The organism is Crinalium epipsammum PCC 9333, from assembly GCF_000317495.1.
GTDB lineage: Bacteria > Cyanobacteriota > Cyanobacteriia > Cyanobacteriales > PCC-9333 > Crinalium > Crinalium epipsammum.
This window is the reverse complement of the sequence record NC_019753.1, coordinates 2,802,743-2,820,591: the sequence shown is the minus strand read 5'-3', so window position 1 is coordinate 2,820,591 and position 17,849 is coordinate 2,802,743. Positions and strand designations below refer to the sequence as shown.

Below are 17,849 nucleotides of genomic sequence, written 5' to 3'. Positions count from 1 at the left end.
TTTTATTTTGGAGCTTACGGTAAGGTACTTTTAACAAGTAGGTCAACCTAATTAAAAGTATTACCCCACCCCCCTGATTAAGGGAAAAAGGAGATTTTTAGTTTTATCTTTTTTATTTTCCCAATACATTAAGAAACTTTGAGTGTTTTAGGTTGAATTGAGATGAAGTACTTATCAAAGCCTAGCTATCTTTAAATGCAAGCGCGATCGCCAAAATAGCTTTTGATAACAGAAAGTTTACTATTTTTATTAATTCATTAACAATGTTCATAAAACTTTAAGATTAAATTTTACCTGTACCTCCGTAAATTTACTGGCTATGTCAAAATAAAAATTAAATATTCCGCAAATCTCACCATGAAAAGTAATTAAAGGTTATGGGAAGGTATTAATATACGAAATTGATTGGTTCATCCGATTCAGGATGCAAGTGTTTCCGCCCCTCAACTCTACCATTTTCTTTTATGGCTCCCGAAATCAAAAACCTTCGTTTTCCTCTCTGGCAATTTCTCAATCAACCTCTGTTCAGCACAAATAAGCAAGTTATATTAAATCCCCGTCGCTTTAGTTATTTTTATAGGCTAGAACATTTAGAACGTTGCTTGAATAGAGAGTTTAGCCCAAAAAGGTAATCGTAACTAATTATCTTTAAATAGTCGGATATCTATTGGGTTAACACTTAGGAGAAATTTATTGCTGGGAATCACACTTTACAAGTGATGCCACTAATTGTGAACTTTTTCCCGTGTTACCCACCTTTATTGAATTATTTAAATTTGTTAAGTTTTTTTACATTGAAAATTATAAAAACTTACGCATAAGCTAAGGCGCATTTCAATTGTACATTTTTAATTTAGAGAAAAATTCTTAAACCCTCTTCCCGTCTCTCCTCTCTCCTCTCTTCCTAAAAGATAAAATTTAGAAACACAACAGCTTAAAACCTAGTAACGAAGATGGTCACACGGGTTCTCCACTATGAAGAAGTGGGGTAGAAAAAATAGTAGTCTTACGGCTAAAAGCTAATTAGTAATCACTAGGTTATCTCTGTGAACAACTGTTTCCACACCGACATAACCCAAAATTGCGGGGATTTCTTCTGAGCGATGCCCCTTAATTTGCTTTAGTTCGCTGCTGCTGTAGTTGACAATTCCCCTAGCAATTTCATTTCCTTGGGCATCACATAACTGCACTGCCTCTGAGGATTGAAATTCACCTGAGACGTTAGTGATACCAGCAGCTAATAGAGATTTGCCAGCAGATGCGATCGCATAAATCGCTCCGACATCTAAATACAATTTACCATTACTAATCACTCCGTGAGCTATCCAACGTTTGCGGGCGTTGCTGGTACGGGTTTGGGGTGCAAACTGCGTGCCGATAGATTCTCCTTGCAATATTTTCTGAATATTCTGGGGATGTTGCCCTTGAGTAATTACAGTCCGAATACCTGCACGGGTAGCAATTCTAGCGGCTGTAATTTTGGTTACCATACCACCAGTACCCCATTTAGAACCGCGATCGCCTGTTTGCACCTGCAATTCTTCTAATTCCTCAAGATTGTTCACCATTATGATCGGTTGAGCATCAGGAAAGGTGCGCGGATCAGCAGAATATAGTCTGTCCACATCAGTTAGTAAAAATAGCCAGTCTGCTTCGATTAAGTTAGCGACTAAGGCTGAGAGAGTATCATTATCCCCGAACTTCAATTCCTCTACAGCTACGGTGTCATTCTCATTCACAATTGGAATTACACCTAGCCGCAGTAATTCATGGAAGGTATTGTAGGCATTTACATAGCTAGTGCGTTCTCCAAAAGTGCTGCGCGTAAGGAGAACTTGGGCAATTGGTTGTTCTAATGCTGTAAAGAAATCGTCATAAATCCGCATCAAGCGCCCTTGACCGACTGCTGCTACTGCTTGTTTTAGCGCCATCATCCGAGGACGCTCTTTGAGCCCTAACCTGGCACAACCAACTCCCACAGCACCAGAGGAAACTAACACCACGCCATAGCCTGAAGACCTGAGATTGGTAAGAGTTTCAGCTAAGGTTGCGATCGCAGATACAGCTAATCTCCCGTCAGGTTGGGTCAGGCTAGAAGTGCCAATTTTTACAACTATTGTTTCAGACATGGTGAGGGAGGCAGAGGGGCAGAGGGGCAGGGGGCAGAGGGGCAGAGGGGCAGAGGCAGTAAGAATGTAGAATTTCGGTGTTTGATTGTCAATATTTTTCCTATTGACTCGACTTCGGCGCAATTATTAAAAACCTACACTTGTGAGCCTCTCTACTCGCCCACAATCCAAAAGCGCCAGTCCTGTTGAATCTCAGTACTGGCGCTCTTGTGTAGTTATAAGTTTTATATAGTTAGGGTCTTTATATTTGCTGACCCCATTTGAACTATAACTATGATTCCAGTGATTTCAGAGAAACGTAAAATTCGTAATTATTTCTTTATATTTCCCCTAAATTACAATTATTCACAATTAGTTAACTTTTGTTGCTTTGCTGTCAGTGAAACACCCAAGGTTTGAGAAAACCACACTTCAAAATTGCGTATAGGATATTTACGTGCCGCCGCCGCCGGATCAACCATTGGCTCAACCAGAATAGTAAACATTCCTAATCTGTTACCAGCAAGGACATCTGTAAATAAGCGATCGCCTACCATTGCCACTTGTTCCACAGGCAAATTCATCTCTGTAACTGCCTGTCTCAACTTACGTCGGGATGGTTTACCAGCGCCAAGTAAGTAAGGCACATTCACGGCTTTGGCAATGTTGCTAATTCTAGTTTCGCTGAGGTTGTTACTTACCAGCCAAAGGGCTGCCACCTGTCTAATTTCTTCTACCCAAAGTAGTAATGTTTCAGAAGCTTGGGTAGATTTTACTGGTACTAAAGTGTCATCCACATCTAATACCAAACCTTTAAGGTGATATTTTTGCAAAATTTCCGGTGTCAAATTTAGCACCGAACCTTCTACAATCAAGTTTGGCTGTAAAAATTCTGCCCAAGGCATAAGCTATCAATTAACAATTATCAATTAACAATTATCAATTAATAATCATCAATTAACAATGACCCATGACTAGCCGAATCTGGGTGTTTATTGGCACTGATGGTACTTAACGAGATTGCTGTTGTCGAACAGCCGCGATCGCAGCATTATGTTCTCGCAGAGTACGGCTAAAAATATGCGTACCATCATAACGAGCCACAAAATAGAGATAATCTGTATTTTCGGGATTCAAAACAGCTTTTAAACTGCCCAAACCAGGACTAGCGATCGGACCTGGTGGTAGCCCTTGGTTGATATATGTGTTGTATGGGTTAGGAATTTTCACCTGCGCGTAAGTCAACGGCTGATCTTGAGTTTGCTTAATTCCTAGCCCATATTCAACAGTTGGATCAGATCCTAACGTGATTCCCTGTTTTAGACGGGCAGTAAAGACACCAGCAATCCGAGGACGCTCTTCTGCAATTACTGCTTCTTTTTCTACAATACTACCCAGAGTTACCCATTCTAGGAGACTAAAATTGGTACTACTTTGAGCTTGTTGATAGACTGGCAAAGCTACCCGTTCAAACTCTTTGAGCATCTGACGGACAATTAGTTTGGGGGTAATGCTATCACTAGCTATTTTGTAAGTATCTGGATATAAAAATCCTTCTAAGTGCGGCAAATTATCTGGTAACCAGGAAAACTGATCTTTAGGAATATCACGGGTTGCAGCCAGAAAATCTTCGGCTTTAAAAAAACCAATAGATTCAAAGTAATTAGCCATCTGCTGTAAAGACCAGCCTTCTGGGATGGTGTAGTCTAGCTGTACCACCTTACCGTTCCAGATTTGATCAGCAATTTCTGGTAAAGACTGGGTAGGTGAAAGTCTATAAACACCAGACTTAAAGCCACCCTGCTTATTGTTAAACGACAACCAGGATGTCCACAGCTTCCAAGCTTGGGTAGAGCGAATTAAGCCAGCAGTCTCTAGCTGGCGACCAATTTGTTGGCTCGCCGTTCCTTGTGGAATTTGGACTTGTACCGTTTTTCCCGGTGTAGAACTTGATTGTGCATCTAGTTGAGGCGGAGCAGTTTCCTTGCTCCACCAAGACCAGCCAAAAAAAGCAACTATACCCAAAAGTATTGGTGGTATAGCTAGCAAGTACAACCACTTAAATGTGGGCTTTACAGCATTCATATTTGGTGAAGAAACAACCGCTACTAATTGCTAATCAGAAAAAAATTGAGGCAGTCTCTATTCCAACTCGTCAAAGAGCATTTCTTCGAGTAGTGGTTGGACTTTTTTAAATTCATCTGGGGAAAGTAGCTCTGGCTTGCCATGTTGATTTTCCCGTGCAAAGAATAGCAAAGGATCAAGAGGTGTATAAACACCGTACTCTTGCTCTTCATGGTAGAAGTTAGCTAAAAGCTGAAATTCTTCGGGCTCGATTTCACTGCCTTCCTCTTCCATCTCTATAGTTAAGATGTCTTCTTCTACTACTTCTGGAATTTCACCAGCAACAGTAAGGGTATGGGCAGTGCGCTTGAGGGTGAGATTTTGCTCTGCGAGAACTGCTTGAGCATCAGCAAAGATGCGATCTAGTTCGGGTTCGTCTTCGACGAGAGTGGCTTCTTGTTCGCCATCCTCGTTCCAGGCAACAATTTCTATGGGCGAATCTACAGGTAGTAGTAGCAGGTATAAAGTACCCTCTACTTCTAGGGAATGCTCAATGTAACAATCAAGCGATCGCCCTGTTGCTGCATCTGTCAGGGTGACAGATGCAGGTTCACGGGAATCATTCTCTTCAAAATTTGGGGATGAGGGCATGGAAAATGTGTTGCTTCTCAACACAGACTATAAAATTATTAAACCGCTAACCTCATTCGTTAGTATATGTTGGGAAGTCGGTTGCAAAAATCAGAATATCACGTAGCCGATCCGAAGGAGTGAGGAATCAGGAGTCAGAATTCAGGACTCAGAATTTTCAATAGCTGCTGGTGTAGAAAAAACTACTCATACGGTTCTCGCCTTAGTTAAACAAACTTGTGAACCTGCGGATCATCGTCCCCTAAAGTCGGATACGTGCATTTCGTAGATCACTAAGTGATGATTGGCTGGTAGTGGCTGGTCGTCATGTTGGCAGATATATATCTGTATCAAAAATTTACCATTTTTAATGTGTGCGATCGCCACATTATTGCGATCGTCTACGTCTGTTGCATAGGGAGCTACAACTTCCACCCATTGATCTAACTCAAAAGACGGGCTTTTTGACTGCACACGGAATTTATATGGATAAACTCCATCCTCAAGTTCAATATTAGTGCGGAAATAGTGATCGTCGCATTTTCTCATAAAAATCTCTTTCCATTCAGAGAAATATCCTCTTAACCCTGCTGCTTTGTTATTAGGAGCGAATAAATTGAATTCAATTGAACTTGCCATGTAAACCCCTTACTTAAGCAAAGCTGTGAAATTAACATAAACGGAACTATGATATTGGTTTTACTTATGTTAATTTGTGTTGAACAACTTTACTTAATTTTCATATATTCAAAAGCTTCTAATAATTTAAAATTTTTGGCTTTACTAATTTTCTGCCTCTAGCAGCAATATAAATTTAAATAATTCTGTATTTCTTAATACCAAACTATTTTTTGTTTGTTTCAGGTATTAAATCGCTATATTTCTCAAAATGTATCAAACTTTTCAGAAAATTATTTCGACATGATAAATAATTCTTTAGAGTGAGGTTGGTGGAATAAACACTAGAGATAATAATGTTATATTCCTCAATTAAGCAGTAGCCAGATGTGTACACTCATAGAATAAACTTCTATTATTTATAGTGTTTTCAGATGGATTACTCTTGATTTAGTTGTTTATATACTTGCCTTACTGCCTATTTAGCTAACTAGCTAAATAATAATTGTGGATAAAAATAGTCGCTGCTTGAGCGCAAGGAGTTATACATGGCTAGACAAATGTGCTGGTTATCTATGAGTGGGGCAGATGGACAGAAAATTTTACATCTCAAAACCGAATTTAATAAACCTTGGCGACCTTATACAGCTTTCTCCCACCTTTCTGTACCGGATTATCAAATTCCTGGTGGTTCTAAAGGTTGGGCAACATATCAAAAATTAAGAAAAGCAGGTTGGGAATTAGTACCTAGTAGTCAAGAACAACAATCAATGGTAAAACAACCCCTTAAAACAGCTTAAATCAAACATTTGTTGGCAATTAGGTTTTTGCCTAACCACATCATAATTAAGCAACTTTGAAAATTTCCAAATTCAAAGAAGTTTATTTTAAAATCAAGCCGTATCAATATTTGATACGGTTATCAGCATGAAAAAAATTAACAATTACTAAAAAACGCCATTTCCCACCACAAATAGGAGACAATTGTTTATTTATAGTGGTCAACCGTCAGCTATCAGCGTAGAGACGGGAAATTTTTTGTATCTACATTATACGTCTTTGTTTCCAATCGTTTTAGCAAGTTATTTTGTTCTAACCGCCTTAACGGTTGCTATATAACTAGCTATATTTTTAAAGGGAACAGTCTTGCTGTTCCCTTTAACTAATTGCTATTCTGCTGGCATTTTAAGATATTTTATTAGTGCCAGACAAAAACCTTAGCTTCGTACTCTCCTAAATCAGTTATGAGGTTGTTATCTCCAACTTCAACATTATGGTCGTAAGTCCACTCATGCCAAGTTCCATTTTCTGGAAAACCTGGTACTGAATAACCACCTAAAAACTGATCCGAGAAATTTGCCACTACGACTAAACGTGAACCTTCATCATTCCAACGAGTGTAGGCAAGCACTTTTGCTTCGGGGTTTTCATGGAAAAATTCAATGTTTTCTGTGTAGAGGGCATGATTGTTTTTACGCAGCGCAATCAAACCTTTGTAATAGTCCAACAAACCACTATTTAGGTCATTTTTTAACAAAGTCCATTCAATTTTAGCTTGGTCGGGAGTTTTGTATTTATACTCACCAAATTCTTCACCCATCCAAATTAATGGCACTCCCATTGCTGTCATTAGCAATACTGCACCTAATTTTGCACGTCTAAATGCTTCTTCATCAAAAATCTCACGTTCGCCCAATTCTGCCATGACATGGTTATGGTCATGGTTTGTCAGGTAGTTAACTATATTAGTTGCCCCCATAAAACCTTGACGCTTGGCATCAAGAACATCTTTGAGACGTTCTAAATCAAAAGTATCACCACAAATATGTTCTAAAACACAGTGATAAAAGCTATCATGCCAGCAACCATCCATTGGCCCATCAACATTAGTAATGCTGGTTGTTTCAGGGATGTGTTCAGCAATGTTATAAAAAGGCTTCATGCTTGCAGCTTGTTTAGCTTCTTGGACTAGCCAGTGCATGAGGTCGTAGTTAGCAATTTGTCTTGCAGCGTCGTAGCGAATGCCGTCAATATGATATTCTTGAATCCAAAAGCGAACGCTATCACCAACAAATTTACGGGCAGGATATGTTTCTAAGTTTTCGTCGTAGAATTCGTAATTAAATTCTGGCCCCCAATTGTTTTCAGGATCACGCGGTGAGTGATGATACCAGTAATCATGATCAATTTGGGTGAGGGGACTTTCTGCTTCTGAGTGGTTAAAAATCCCGTCCATTAATACACGAATACCTCGTCCGTGGCATTCATCAATTAGCTTTTTTAACTCTTCTGTAGTGCCATAGCTAGACTCTGTTGCAAAGAAATAACGTGGGTTATAACCCCAACTGTGATCCCCTGGATATTCTTTGACAGGCATTAATTCAATCGCGTTAATACCTAAGTCACAAAGATAATCTAATTTTTCAATAGCGTGTTTATATTTACCACGAGCAAAGGGATCATCTTCACCACCGGAGAAGTCCCCAACGTGCATTTCATATATCACTAATTCATGGTCGGCAGGCAAGGGTTTGTCATCATGCTGCCAAACATAAGTATCAACTATTCTTTCACCATCTTTAATCCGTACTACGCCGTTTTGTGTCGGATTATCAATATCAGTAGCATAAGGATCTACCACCTCTACCCATTGATCTTCTTCAAAAAACCAAGATTTAGATTGAACTTTAAATTTATATTGATAAACGCCATCTTCTAGTTCAATTGCTGTGCGAAAATAACCATCTTCCCCTTTTTTCATGGGAACTTCTTTCCAATCGGAAAATGTCCCGATTAAAGCGGCTCCGTTGTTATAAGGAGCAAATAAGTTAAATTCAATGGGAGCCACAATAAAATCCTTTAGTCAAGTAAAACGCAGATAATTAAGATTTTCGGGCTTAGTCAATATTTTTGTCATCAATCTAGAGAAATACCTTAGTTAAAGTGCGATTATTTCTTTTGTATGAATTAAGAGATTAATTAACAAAGAATAGGCTTTACTTTGTTAAGGCTATAGTCCTTAGCTAACAATTGTCAGTAACTTGTTGGATAAAGTTTTGCCATTTTTCATTGGGTATCCAAATTTGATGTAAATCTTTTTGAGCTTGTTCTTTATTTATTTTTTGGTAAATAATGCGATATAGATAAATAAAAGCTGAGACTCTTTTGTTAGCGGCACAATGAATAAAAACTCGTTTGTTTGAAAAATTTTTCATAAGGCTAAAGAAACGAGTTATGTCTTCAATAGTAGGGTTTTCCCAAATAACAGGTAGGTGGATATATTCCATGCCTAGAGATTTAACAATAGATTCTTCATTAGGTAGGGCATTGGGAGAGTCTAGGAGGGCAAGATTAATAACTGCTTGATAATTTGATAGTTTTATAATTGTAAGTTGTTCTAGTGTAGGTTGCCCTGCGGTTGCTATAAACTCTGAAATTTTGAAAAAATTGTAAATATTTTCGATGCCATTATTAGCCATTGTTTTTATTACGTTAGCAATTAGTTAATTGTTAATTCATCCTAACGTTGTTCTCGGTAAAGACGTAGTGCGTAAACTCCGGCGGGAGTTGCTCTTAACTCTTTAATAGTTGTGATCATCTCTTGATTATTAAATGTTTCAAGTGCAGGTGGTTTTATGGGGTGTTCTGGAGGTAGTAATGCGGGGGCAACTAAAGCGGCAAAAGTTATATCTGCTGCTGATAAATTATCGCCTATGAGGTAAGGACGCGCATCGGATAGTTTTTTATTGACTATTTCAAAAATCTGCTGAATTTCTTGCAAGGAATCTCTAGCAGAAACGGCTGTAATGTTATATGTTCGTTGCACTATCTTTCGCATTACAGGAAATGCGATCGCAAATCCTGCTTTTTCCCACCCAGGAGTTCCTGTACACCAAGAACGGCGAATTCCTTCACGATCATGAATACGATAAAAGTATCCCCAACGTCGAATATTATTTCCTAGTCGAGTATCAAAAAGTTCTTCTAACTGATTAACTTCGTTGCGAAGATTTGGTTCACTCGGATAAAGTTTTTTGCTTTTTGTATTCTTAGTATCTAAGTAATGCAAAATATCTGTTGAATCAGTAAAGGTTCCGTCTTGGGTAACTAACACTGGAACACTTTTTCCGCCGTCACGAGAAGTTGCTAGTCGATGAAAAAAGGGTACATGACGTTCTTCAGTATATGGAATTTCTAACCAATCTAATGCCCATCGTACTTTTTCACAATAATGGCTGATTGGGATAGTAATTAATCGCATACTGGGTAATTTACTAATATTTTGTTGCTGCATACAACCGCCTGTTTAAATGAAGAAATGTCATCAGAATATTATCCTGGGGCTAGATTAAAAATTTTGCCTACGCCGACTGCTACAAAGTTGCAATCAAAGATAAATATCTCCAGATTAAAAACTTGCATGGATTTATTGCTGAAAAACTGCATCTTTACCTAAGTTTTCCCGATTGTGTGGTGCAGTGAGGTTGCTAATATCAGGTCCAGTAGGAATAATACCACCAGGATTCAGGGGAAATAAATTACCGTAGTAATCGCGTTTTACTGCTTCTAAGTTACAAGTTCCAGCAACACCTGGCAGTTGATACAAATCGCGCAGGTAATATCCTAAGTTTTGATAGTCTTGGATTCTTCTACGATTGCACTTAAATAGTCCGTAGTAGACAATATCAAATCGGAATAAGGTGGTGAATAAACGCACATCTGCTAGTGTAAGGCGATCGCCACAAATATATCTATTTTTTGCTAATACTTTGTCAATCTCATCTAAGGTAGCAAACAATTCATTACAAGCTTGTTCGTATGCGGTTTGAGTTTGGGCAAAACCGCAACGATATACACCATTATTTACTGTGTTATAAATTTTGTCGTTCCAAGAATCAATTGTGTGTTTCAAATCCACTGGATAAAGATCCAGTGTAGGATTCTTGGCAAAATCGTTAAATTCTGAGTTCAGAATAACGATGATTTCTGCACTCTCATTGTTAACTATTGTTTTTGTTTCTTTATCCCATAATACGGGTACTGTACTACGTCCACTGTAGCCTGGTAATGCTAGTTGATATAGTTCTGGTAGATTTTGGCAACCCTCATCTAATTGATCTAATACCCAAATTCCTTGATCTGGTGAAGGTGACGCTATTGATACTTCGATCGCATCTTCAAGTCCTTTAAGTGCTAAAACTACTAAAGTACGGTGCGCCCAAGGACATCCTAATCCTACATAAAGACGATAACGCCCTGCGGCTGGTTTGTAGGGGTTTTCTTCCTCTGTAGTAATAAAGTTGCGGAATTGACTGTTTGGACGAACATACTCGCCTGATTGATTACGCGGGGCAAGTTGTGACATCATTAAATGCCACATTGTTGTCCAAACAAACTTTCCTAATTTAACTATGGGTTTTGGAGGAAGCGATTTACCCTTTTTTTTAGTGCCAACTGCTGTTTGTGACATAAATTTAATCTGATCCACATGGCTGAGTTAATGCTTTAATTAAAGCTGCATTTTCCTCTTCTGTGCCAACTGTGATTCGTAGTTTGTCCTCTAGTTGTGGTTGCTTAAAATATCTCACTAAGATGCCTTGATTTTTCAAGTTTTGGTAGAGCCATTCAGCTTGTTTTTGGGAAGGTTGAGCTAATAAAAAGTTAGCTTGAGATGGTAATACTTTAAAACCTAGTTGCTCTAAATTGTTAGTTAGTTTAGTGCGGGAGGTTTTAATTTTTTCAGCATTAGCGATTTTGTAATCTTGATCTAGCAATGCTGCTGCACCAATACGATATGCGATCGCATCCACGTTATAACTATCTTTAACCTTAATTAATCCTTCTAACAAGCTTGGTTGAGCAATTCCAAACCCCAACCGCAACCCCGCCAGAGAATAACCTTTAGAAAGAGTGCGTAAAATAATCACATTGTCGTATTTTTGCACTAACGACAAAGCATCAGATTCAGCAAAATCTACATACGCTTCATCAACAACTAATATCCCTGATAAGTGTGCTGCTAGTTTATCTAATAATTCTAGGGGTATAGAAGTACCAGAAGGACTATTAGGGGAAGCGATGAAGGTGACAGCACCATTAGCCGCAATTAATCGCTCAACTGGCAATTGATAATCATCATCATAAGGAATTTCTGCTATACACCCATCTTGGATCTCAGCCAAGGTACGATATAAGACATAAGTTGGCATGGGATAAACAACGTTGCGATCGCGATCGGCACAAGCCCGCATCAGCATTGTTAAAAGGTCATCACTGCCATTACCTACCAAAATCCACTCTTTCGGTACACCTAAAACTTGGCTGGCAGCTTCACGGAATTCTCCCGCCATTGGATCTGGATAACGGCGCAATAGTTCTCCATCCAGATTCTGCATTACCTGCAAGGCTTTTGGCGAAGGCGGGTAAGGATTTTCATTTGTATTGAGTTTGATTACCTTAACACCTGCTGGAGGCTGTTCTCCTGGCTGGTAGCCAGACATCAAATCAATATTTTGGCGAAAGTAGCTCATATATCGTGCAAAAATTTAGATTCAGTAATATTAATGTAATTCTGATGAAATTTAAACAGGATTCACGATTATGAATTATCAAACTCTTGCTTGATCAATCTTTGAGCTTGGTTAATGTGATCATATTAGTTGGTTAACTATCAAATCAGCGTCTTTATGCGTCTTGTACCTTTCCTTGTAGATTTTCTAAGTTTTCAAAACGCATTTGTTGGAGGGTTGAAGCTACTCCTTCTATCTCCTCAATTTCGTGTTGATGTTCTGTCAATTGAGCAGCATTCATTTCACTGGTATCAGTAGCTTTCAAACGTTCAACTGCTTCTAGGGAATTTTTTAAGCCTTCTTCCATACTCTTTTTAAAATCAGAAAAATTAAAAGACTCAGCCTCGTTTTTATGAGAGTTAGACATATTATTGTGAGTGTTATATTATTAATAATATAATATCAATAATTATGTATGTTTGCGTATTCTATATTTTTTACATGGCAAATAAAGAGCGATCGCACTCTTCCCTCACCTATCAACCGACAGATTGACCACCATCAATTACCAATTCAGCACCAGTAATAAATTTGGATTCATCCGAGGCAAAATAAAGAACTGCATAAGCAACATCTTCGGGTTCTCCCCACACTCCCAAAGGTATTTGTTTGGTAATTTGTTCGCTGCGTTGATTTCTCTCTTCTCCACTACCAAGAAATCCTTCCCACATTGGAGTTAAAATTGCTCCTGGCAAGATGCAATTACAGCGAATTTTGTAACCTTGTTGAGCGCAATATAAAGCAACAGATTTAGAAAACTGACGCACACCAGCTTTACTTGCACCATAAGCAACCGCTAAGGGCGTACCAATTATGGCAGCATAGGATGAAATATTTACTATTGAACCGCCTGTTGCTTTCATTAGGGGTATGGCGTGTTGACATCCGAGAAAAACGCCTTCCATATTTACATTCATTACCTGTCGCCAAGTGTCTAATGTGGCGTTTTCGGGATCTTGTGCCGCGTTGATGCCAGCAATACCAGCACAGTTTACCAAGATATCTAATTTGTGAAAGCGATCGCCTATCAGCTTAATTACATCTTCCCATTGCTGTGAATTGGTAACATCATGCTTGCAAAAAATCGCACTGCTACCAATTTCTGTACTAACGCTAGTAATATCGCGCTCGCTTAAATCAGTAAAAACTACAACTGCACCTTCACGCGCCAGTAACTTAGCAGTAGCCTTACCAATTCCTGAAGCACCACCAGTAATTAGAGCAACTTTATTTTGAACTCTTCTCATAAATGTGTGAATTTTATCTAAAAATTAAGGTTTCCCTCTGAGATATTGAGGAGGCAAAGATCCCGATTGATTCAATTCTATAGATGCTTTTAGCGGCCAATAAGGATCGCGTAATAACTCACGACCTAGTAGCACCATATCAGCTTGACCTGTCCGAATAATGTGATCCGCTTGCTGCGATGCAGTAATCATCCCCACAGCGCCTGTTGAAATTCCTGTCTCACGTCGTATGCGTTCAGAAAATGGCGTTTGATATCCAGCGCCAGTAGGGACTGAAACTTTGGGGATAATTGCCCCTGAAGAACAATCAACCAAATCTATACCTAGTGGTTGCAGTTGTCGTACTAACTCAACCGACTGCTCAATATCCCAACCACCCTCAACCCAATCTGTAGCAGAAATGCGTAAAAACAGGGGATAACGCTCAGGCAAATGTTGTCGAACTGCCTCCACAACCTCTCTAACTATGCGGGTGCGGTTCAAGAAAGAACCACCGTAATCATCAGTACGCTGATTAGTTAGTGGCGAAAGAAATTCATGCAATAGATAACCGTGAGCAGCATGAATCTCAACTACCTGAAAACCTGCTGCCTCCGCTCGGCGTGTTGCATCAACAAAAGTTTGAATTAAACTTTGAATTTCTTCTGTATCTAAAGCTTTTGGGGTTAAGTCTCCATCAGAAAAGGGAATAGCACTAGGAGCAATAATGTCACTCCATCCCCCCTCATCTTCAGGTACAGTTCCCACACCGTCCCAAGGACGATAGTTACTAGCTTTACGCCCAGCATGAGCCAACTGGATACCTGCGACGGCTCCCTGCACCTGGATAAACTTAGTAACGCGGGCTAAGTTTTCCACATGATCATCACTCCAAATGCCCAAATCTTGAGGACTTATGCGACCTCTTGCTTCTACTGCTGCGGCTTCAGTCATCACTAACCCTGCCCCACCTACAGCACGGCTACCCAAATGGACAAAGTGCCAATCATTGGCATAGCCGTCCACACTGGAGTATTGGCACATAGGTGAAACGGCGATGCGGTTGCGGGAAGTGATATCACGAATTTTTATCGGGTCAAAAAGGTGCATGGTTGTGGAGTGAATGAATATTCTGTGATCTGCTTTCTCACTTACTGGTAGTTAATGTAAATGCAAGCTAATACAGACACTTTTACTGCCTTGAGTGAAAAATTGCCATCTGCCCTCGGTAAAAAATCTAGACTTACCCAAAAATCATGGCAATGCTAAACTAAGAGTAATAGGACTGAGGCAACACGCTGGCAAGATGCCCGCACTAATTATGTTGTCAGAGCAAGTTAATTTACCCTAGATGTAGTGTGACTATCTTAGGTTTTATTAAGTGGAACTACTTAGTTACTGTTGGCTATTAAAAACTGCATAAAAATCTTCAGTCAATTCTATAAAAATGTAGAGCAATTTAACAGTAGTAAATTTTACGCGAGGCATTTATGAAAAACTTAAACAAGTGGCTATTAGGATTGGCAATAGTTCCTGTAAGTTTCTTTGTTGGCGCAAATCATGCCAGCGCCTCTCAAGTAGTCAGCCAATGGTACTTTGGTCTATGGAATTGTAATATTGATGGTAGACCTGCACAAATGCAGTGGTATGTAGTAGACGATCCTCAAACAAATTGTAGCGGTGGTGTATGTAGTACTTCTTCTGGTGTGCGTGTTGTTGGACGTTTCAGTGATAACCGTAGCCCTTGGGTGAAGTTAGCTAAAAGGTATTCAAATGCTTCGGAATTAGGTATCCGCTATTTAGGTAACGAGCAAGATAACTGGTATCTCAAATACAACAGTAATACTAGACTAGCTAGGGGTTGGACAACATGGCGAGGTAATCGTTACCCACTGCAATGTCAAAAGAGATAAGAAATTTTGAGAGATATTTGGAGTAATCATAGACCAGTGCGATCGCGTTTCCGTTAACCTAACGGGGAGACTGGGAGGCGTTATGCGATCGCAGTCTATCTACCGACAGAGAAAAAAAGCCGAAAATAAGGTAAAAACTCTATATCACCTGACTGATGCCTAGCTTAAATAAAAGTTGAATACTAATGAGGTAACTAATAAAGGATTTTATATGAACCGAGTTTTCGGCTGGTTGCAAACAATGCAACTTCGTCAAGTTATTACTGCTTGTTTTCTAGGACTTATATTGTTTGTTAGTGCAGCTTTCGGACAATTTACAACGCCACAAGCTTTTGCTGCAACCACCACACCAGAAGCAAGTTCTTACCAAGTCCCTCAACAAGATAAAGAAAGCGGCGGCAACCCTCTTCAAAATGCAGCCGAGACAATTAAAGAAAAACTGAATTTGGATGAACCTTTACCTCCAAGCACTAAAACATTTATCAAACAGGTACAAGGTGAAGATGTACAAGCTGTAGAACCACGTCCCTCTGGAAAAGGCTCAGAAGCTATGGAATAATTAGCAATTTTCAGAAAAATTCACCAAATTCCAAACAATCAAATTCCGATATTAGCCTGCTGATGCAGGCTAATTTTTTATAGCCACATTTATCCTCTCAGCATTTCAACTAAAAATAAGTAAAGAAACTTAATTAATAGTATCCGCCTACAGATAGGGTTAGCATAACAACGATAAGTTTAAGCTGAAATTTGTTTGCTCACTAACTGCTAAAAAGAGGTGCAACATGGATACAGCCACAGAACTTGTGCTACTGCCAGATAGTAATAGTGAGCAATCCAATCTGCACAATGGCTCAGTTTTCTTCATTGGTACTGCCACTGTTATACTCCGCTACGCGGGATTCACAATTCTCACAGATCCCAACTTTCTACATCAGGGTGATCATGTACATTTAGGATATGGATTACGTTCAACTCGCACAACTAATCCAGCCATAGAAATTGAAGATTTACCGCCTGTAGATCTGCTGGTATTATCCCATATGCACGAAGATCATTTTGACCGTGTGGCAGAATCTAAGCTGAAAAAAAATTTACCGATTATTAGTACCCAGCACGCAGTTGATAAACTCAAAAACAAGGGATTTACATCCACAAAACCCTTAAATACTTGGGAAACCTTCACTGTTCATAAAGGTAATGCTTCAGTACGCATTACAGCTATGCCTGGAAGACATGGCCCTGGAGTTTTAGCTGCTGCCTTACCCCAAGTAATGGGCAGTATGTTGGAGTTTAGCTTCAACAATCAACAGCCAGTATTTCGCGTTTATATCAGTGGCGATACATTAGTTTATGAAGATTTAAAGGAAATACCTCAACGCTATCCAGATATTGACCTCGCTTTGCTGCACTTGGGAGGAACAAAAGCCTTTGGAATTTTGCTAACTATGGATGCAAAACAAGGAGTGCAAGCAATTCAGATTATTTCACCACATTTGAGCATACCAATTCACTATAACGATTACACCGTATTTAAGTCCCCGCTTGAGGACTTTATGGAAGCAGTGAAAGCAGCAGGACTAGAGGAAAAAGTAAAATATTTGCGACACGGTGAGACGTATAATTTTATCTCATCAAGCTAGTCAGCATAATGAACCTGTTATTTTTAAAACCTTCTGCACAACTAACCTTGACGTTGCTGTTAGTTAGTATTACAACTAGCTGCGATGCTAACTCAACTTTAGTTAGTGCTAAATTGCAACCACAAATATCTGCCACAACTAAACAACAGCCACTACAAATAGGTGCGGCAACGGGAGAATTGCGGCATCAAGGACGGCAGAGAAGTTATTACTTATATACTCCCAAATCTTACAACCCTAAGCGCCAGATGCCATTAATTTTAGCATTTCATGGTTCTGGCTCTCAAGGAAAAGATTTAGCATCTAGTACAGGGTTTAATGAATTAGCAGAACGTCAAGGATTTATCATTGCTTACCCGAATGGAATTGATCGACGTTGGGACGTAGCAAGTAATCCAATGTGGGGCGTGAATGATGTTTCTTTTGTCTCTACTCTAATCAACCACCTCAAGCAAACTAGAAGTATTGATAAACGCAGAATCTATGCTACTGGGGTGTCTAATGGTGGTTTTTTAGTGCAAAGATTAGCTTGCGAACTGAATAGCCAAATTGCTGCTTTTGGCTCAGTAGTTGCTACTATGCCTGGTGAGGTAAAAGAATTTTGTAATTCTAAACGTCCAATTTCTATGTTAATGATCAATGGCACAAATGATGACAAAGTGCCTTGGGCAGGTACTAAAATATTTGGCTATTCGATTTTGTCTGTTCCAGATAGTATTAAGTTTTGGCGACAACATAATGGTTGCACTGGGAAGGAAGTTAAAAAAAGTTTAAATAAGCGTGTAGATATTTCTCGTTATCCTAATTGTCGGGATGGTGCAGAGGTAGAACTTGTTACTTTAAAAGGTGCGGGACACATTTTCCCCAGAGGCGGTGGCGGTAGTTCGCAATTAATTAATGCTAGTCAGGAAATATGGAATTTTTTTAAACGCCATCCGTTGTGATTAGCAGGATAAAATACATCAATGGTAGGGTGCGATCGCACAATTCATTTAACCTGATTTTACTACAATTACAGCGAATTCTATCCCCACTTAAGCCGAATTGATATGCCAACATGGAAAAAGTATTTACGGCA

At 39.3% G+C, this 17,849-nt stretch carries 18 protein-coding genes; 5 read left to right on the top strand and 13 right to left on the bottom strand.

Going from position 1 to position 17,849, the window contains the following annotated elements; translation table 11 throughout:
• Positions 1–1,019: 1,019 nt before the first annotated feature.
• From proB to CRI9333_RS12245, 5 genes are all read right to left on the bottom strand, one after another.
• Positions 1,020–2,129 (bottom strand): glutamate 5-kinase, encoded by a 1,110-nt coding sequence (proB, locus tag CRI9333_RS12265; protein WP_015203491.1) that lies wholly within the window; start codon positions 2,127–2,129, stop codon positions 1,020–1,022.
• Positions 2,130–2,470: 341 nt separating this feature from the next.
• On the bottom strand, positions 2,471–3,013 hold the full coding sequence (locus tag CRI9333_RS12260; protein WP_015203490.1) for a YqeG family HAD IIIA-type phosphatase: 543 nt from the start codon (positions 3,011–3,013) through the stop codon (positions 2,471–2,473).
• A gap of 106 nt (positions 3,014–3,119) precedes the next feature.
• Positions 3,120–4,193, bottom strand: a complete 1,074-nt coding sequence (gene mltG, locus CRI9333_RS12255) for an endolytic transglycosylase MltG (protein WP_015203489.1) — start codon at positions 4,191–4,193, stop codon at positions 3,120–3,122.
• A gap of 57 nt (positions 4,194–4,250) precedes the next feature.
• Entirely contained in the window at positions 4,251–4,823 is a 573-nt protein-coding gene (locus CRI9333_RS12250) for a DUF3727 domain-containing protein (protein WP_015203488.1), read from the bottom strand.
• Between the two features lie 231 nt (positions 4,824–5,054).
• On the bottom strand, positions 5,055–5,441 hold the full coding sequence (locus CRI9333_RS12245; protein ID WP_015203487.1) for a glycogen-binding domain-containing protein: 387 nt from the start codon (positions 5,439–5,441) through the stop codon (positions 5,055–5,057).
• Between the two features lie 527 nt (positions 5,442–5,968).
• On the opposite strand from CRI9333_RS12245, the gene CRI9333_RS12240 reads away from it, so the two are divergent.
• Positions 5,969–6,220, top strand: coding sequence for a hypothetical protein (locus CRI9333_RS12240; protein WP_015203486.1), 252 nt, complete (start codon positions 5,969–5,971; stop codon positions 6,218–6,220).
• Positions 6,221–6,618: 398 nt separating this feature from the next.
• Here CRI9333_RS12240 and CRI9333_RS12235 read toward each other — a convergent pair whose 3' ends face one another.
• The 8 genes from CRI9333_RS12235 to CRI9333_RS12200 all read right to left on the bottom strand — a co-directional run bounded on the left by CRI9333_RS12235 (position 6,619) and on the right by CRI9333_RS12200 (position 14,325).
• Positions 6,619–8,271, bottom strand: coding sequence for an alpha-amylase family glycosyl hydrolase (locus tag CRI9333_RS12235; RefSeq protein WP_041226031.1), 1,653 nt, complete (start codon positions 8,269–8,271; stop codon positions 6,619–6,621).
• A 172-nt stretch (positions 8,272–8,443) separates the two neighbouring features.
• Positions 8,444–8,899, bottom strand: coding sequence for a protein tyrosine phosphatase family protein (locus tag CRI9333_RS12230; RefSeq protein ID WP_015203484.1), 456 nt, complete (start codon positions 8,897–8,899; stop codon positions 8,444–8,446).
• Between the two features lie 41 nt (positions 8,900–8,940).
• The gene (locus CRI9333_RS12225; protein WP_015203483.1) at positions 8,941–9,714 is read right to left on the bottom strand and encodes a glutathione S-transferase family protein; all 774 of its coding nucleotides are present in this window, start codon (positions 9,712–9,714) and stop codon (positions 8,941–8,943) included.
• 132 nt (positions 9,715–9,846) lie between these two features.
• Positions 9,847–10,890, bottom strand: coding sequence for a glutathione S-transferase family protein (locus tag CRI9333_RS12220; protein ID WP_015203482.1), 1,044 nt, complete (start codon positions 10,888–10,890; stop codon positions 9,847–9,849).
• Positions 10,891–10,894: 4 nt separating this feature from the next.
• Entirely contained in the window at positions 10,895–11,950 is a 1,056-nt protein-coding gene (gene hisC / locus CRI9333_RS12215; protein ID WP_015203481.1) for a histidinol-phosphate transaminase, read from the bottom strand.
• A gap of 154 nt (positions 11,951–12,104) precedes the next feature.
• Positions 12,105–12,356 (bottom strand): hypothetical protein, encoded by a 252-nt coding sequence (locus CRI9333_RS12210; RefSeq protein WP_015203480.1) that lies wholly within the window; start codon positions 12,354–12,356, stop codon positions 12,105–12,107.
• A gap of 112 nt (positions 12,357–12,468) precedes the next feature.
• The gene (locus CRI9333_RS12205; RefSeq protein WP_015203479.1) at positions 12,469–13,236 is read right to left on the bottom strand and encodes a glucose 1-dehydrogenase; all 768 of its coding nucleotides are present in this window, start codon (positions 13,234–13,236) and stop codon (positions 12,469–12,471) included.
• A gap of 24 nt (positions 13,237–13,260) precedes the next feature.
• Entirely contained in the window at positions 13,261–14,325 is a 1,065-nt protein-coding gene (locus CRI9333_RS12200) for an NADH:flavin oxidoreductase/NADH oxidase (RefSeq protein WP_015203478.1), read from the bottom strand.
• Between the two features lie 380 nt (positions 14,326–14,705).
• On the opposite strand from CRI9333_RS12200, the gene CRI9333_RS12195 reads away from it, so the two are divergent.
• The 4 genes from CRI9333_RS12195 to CRI9333_RS12180 all read left to right on the top strand — a co-directional run bounded on the left by CRI9333_RS12195 (position 14,706) and on the right by CRI9333_RS12180 (position 17,715).
• A complete protein-coding gene (locus CRI9333_RS12195; RefSeq protein ID WP_015203477.1) occupies positions 14,706–15,128 on the top strand; it encodes a DUF6006 family protein in 423 nt (140 codons plus the stop codon).
• 211 nt (positions 15,129–15,339) lie between these two features.
• On the top strand, positions 15,340–15,687 hold the full coding sequence (locus tag CRI9333_RS12190; RefSeq protein ID WP_015203476.1) for a hypothetical protein: 348 nt from the start codon (positions 15,340–15,342) through the stop codon (positions 15,685–15,687).
• 226 nt (positions 15,688–15,913) lie between these two features.
• The gene (locus CRI9333_RS12185; protein WP_015203475.1) at positions 15,914–16,771 is read left to right on the top strand and encodes an MBL fold metallo-hydrolase; all 858 of its coding nucleotides are present in this window, start codon (positions 15,914–15,916) and stop codon (positions 16,769–16,771) included.
• A gap of 8 nt (positions 16,772–16,779) precedes the next feature.
• Positions 16,780–17,715: an extracellular catalytic domain type 1 short-chain-length polyhydroxyalkanoate depolymerase gene (locus CRI9333_RS12180; protein WP_015203474.1), complete on the top strand. Its 936-nt coding sequence runs from the start codon at positions 16,780–16,782 to the stop codon at positions 17,713–17,715.
• Positions 17,716–17,849 lie beyond the last annotated feature (134 nt).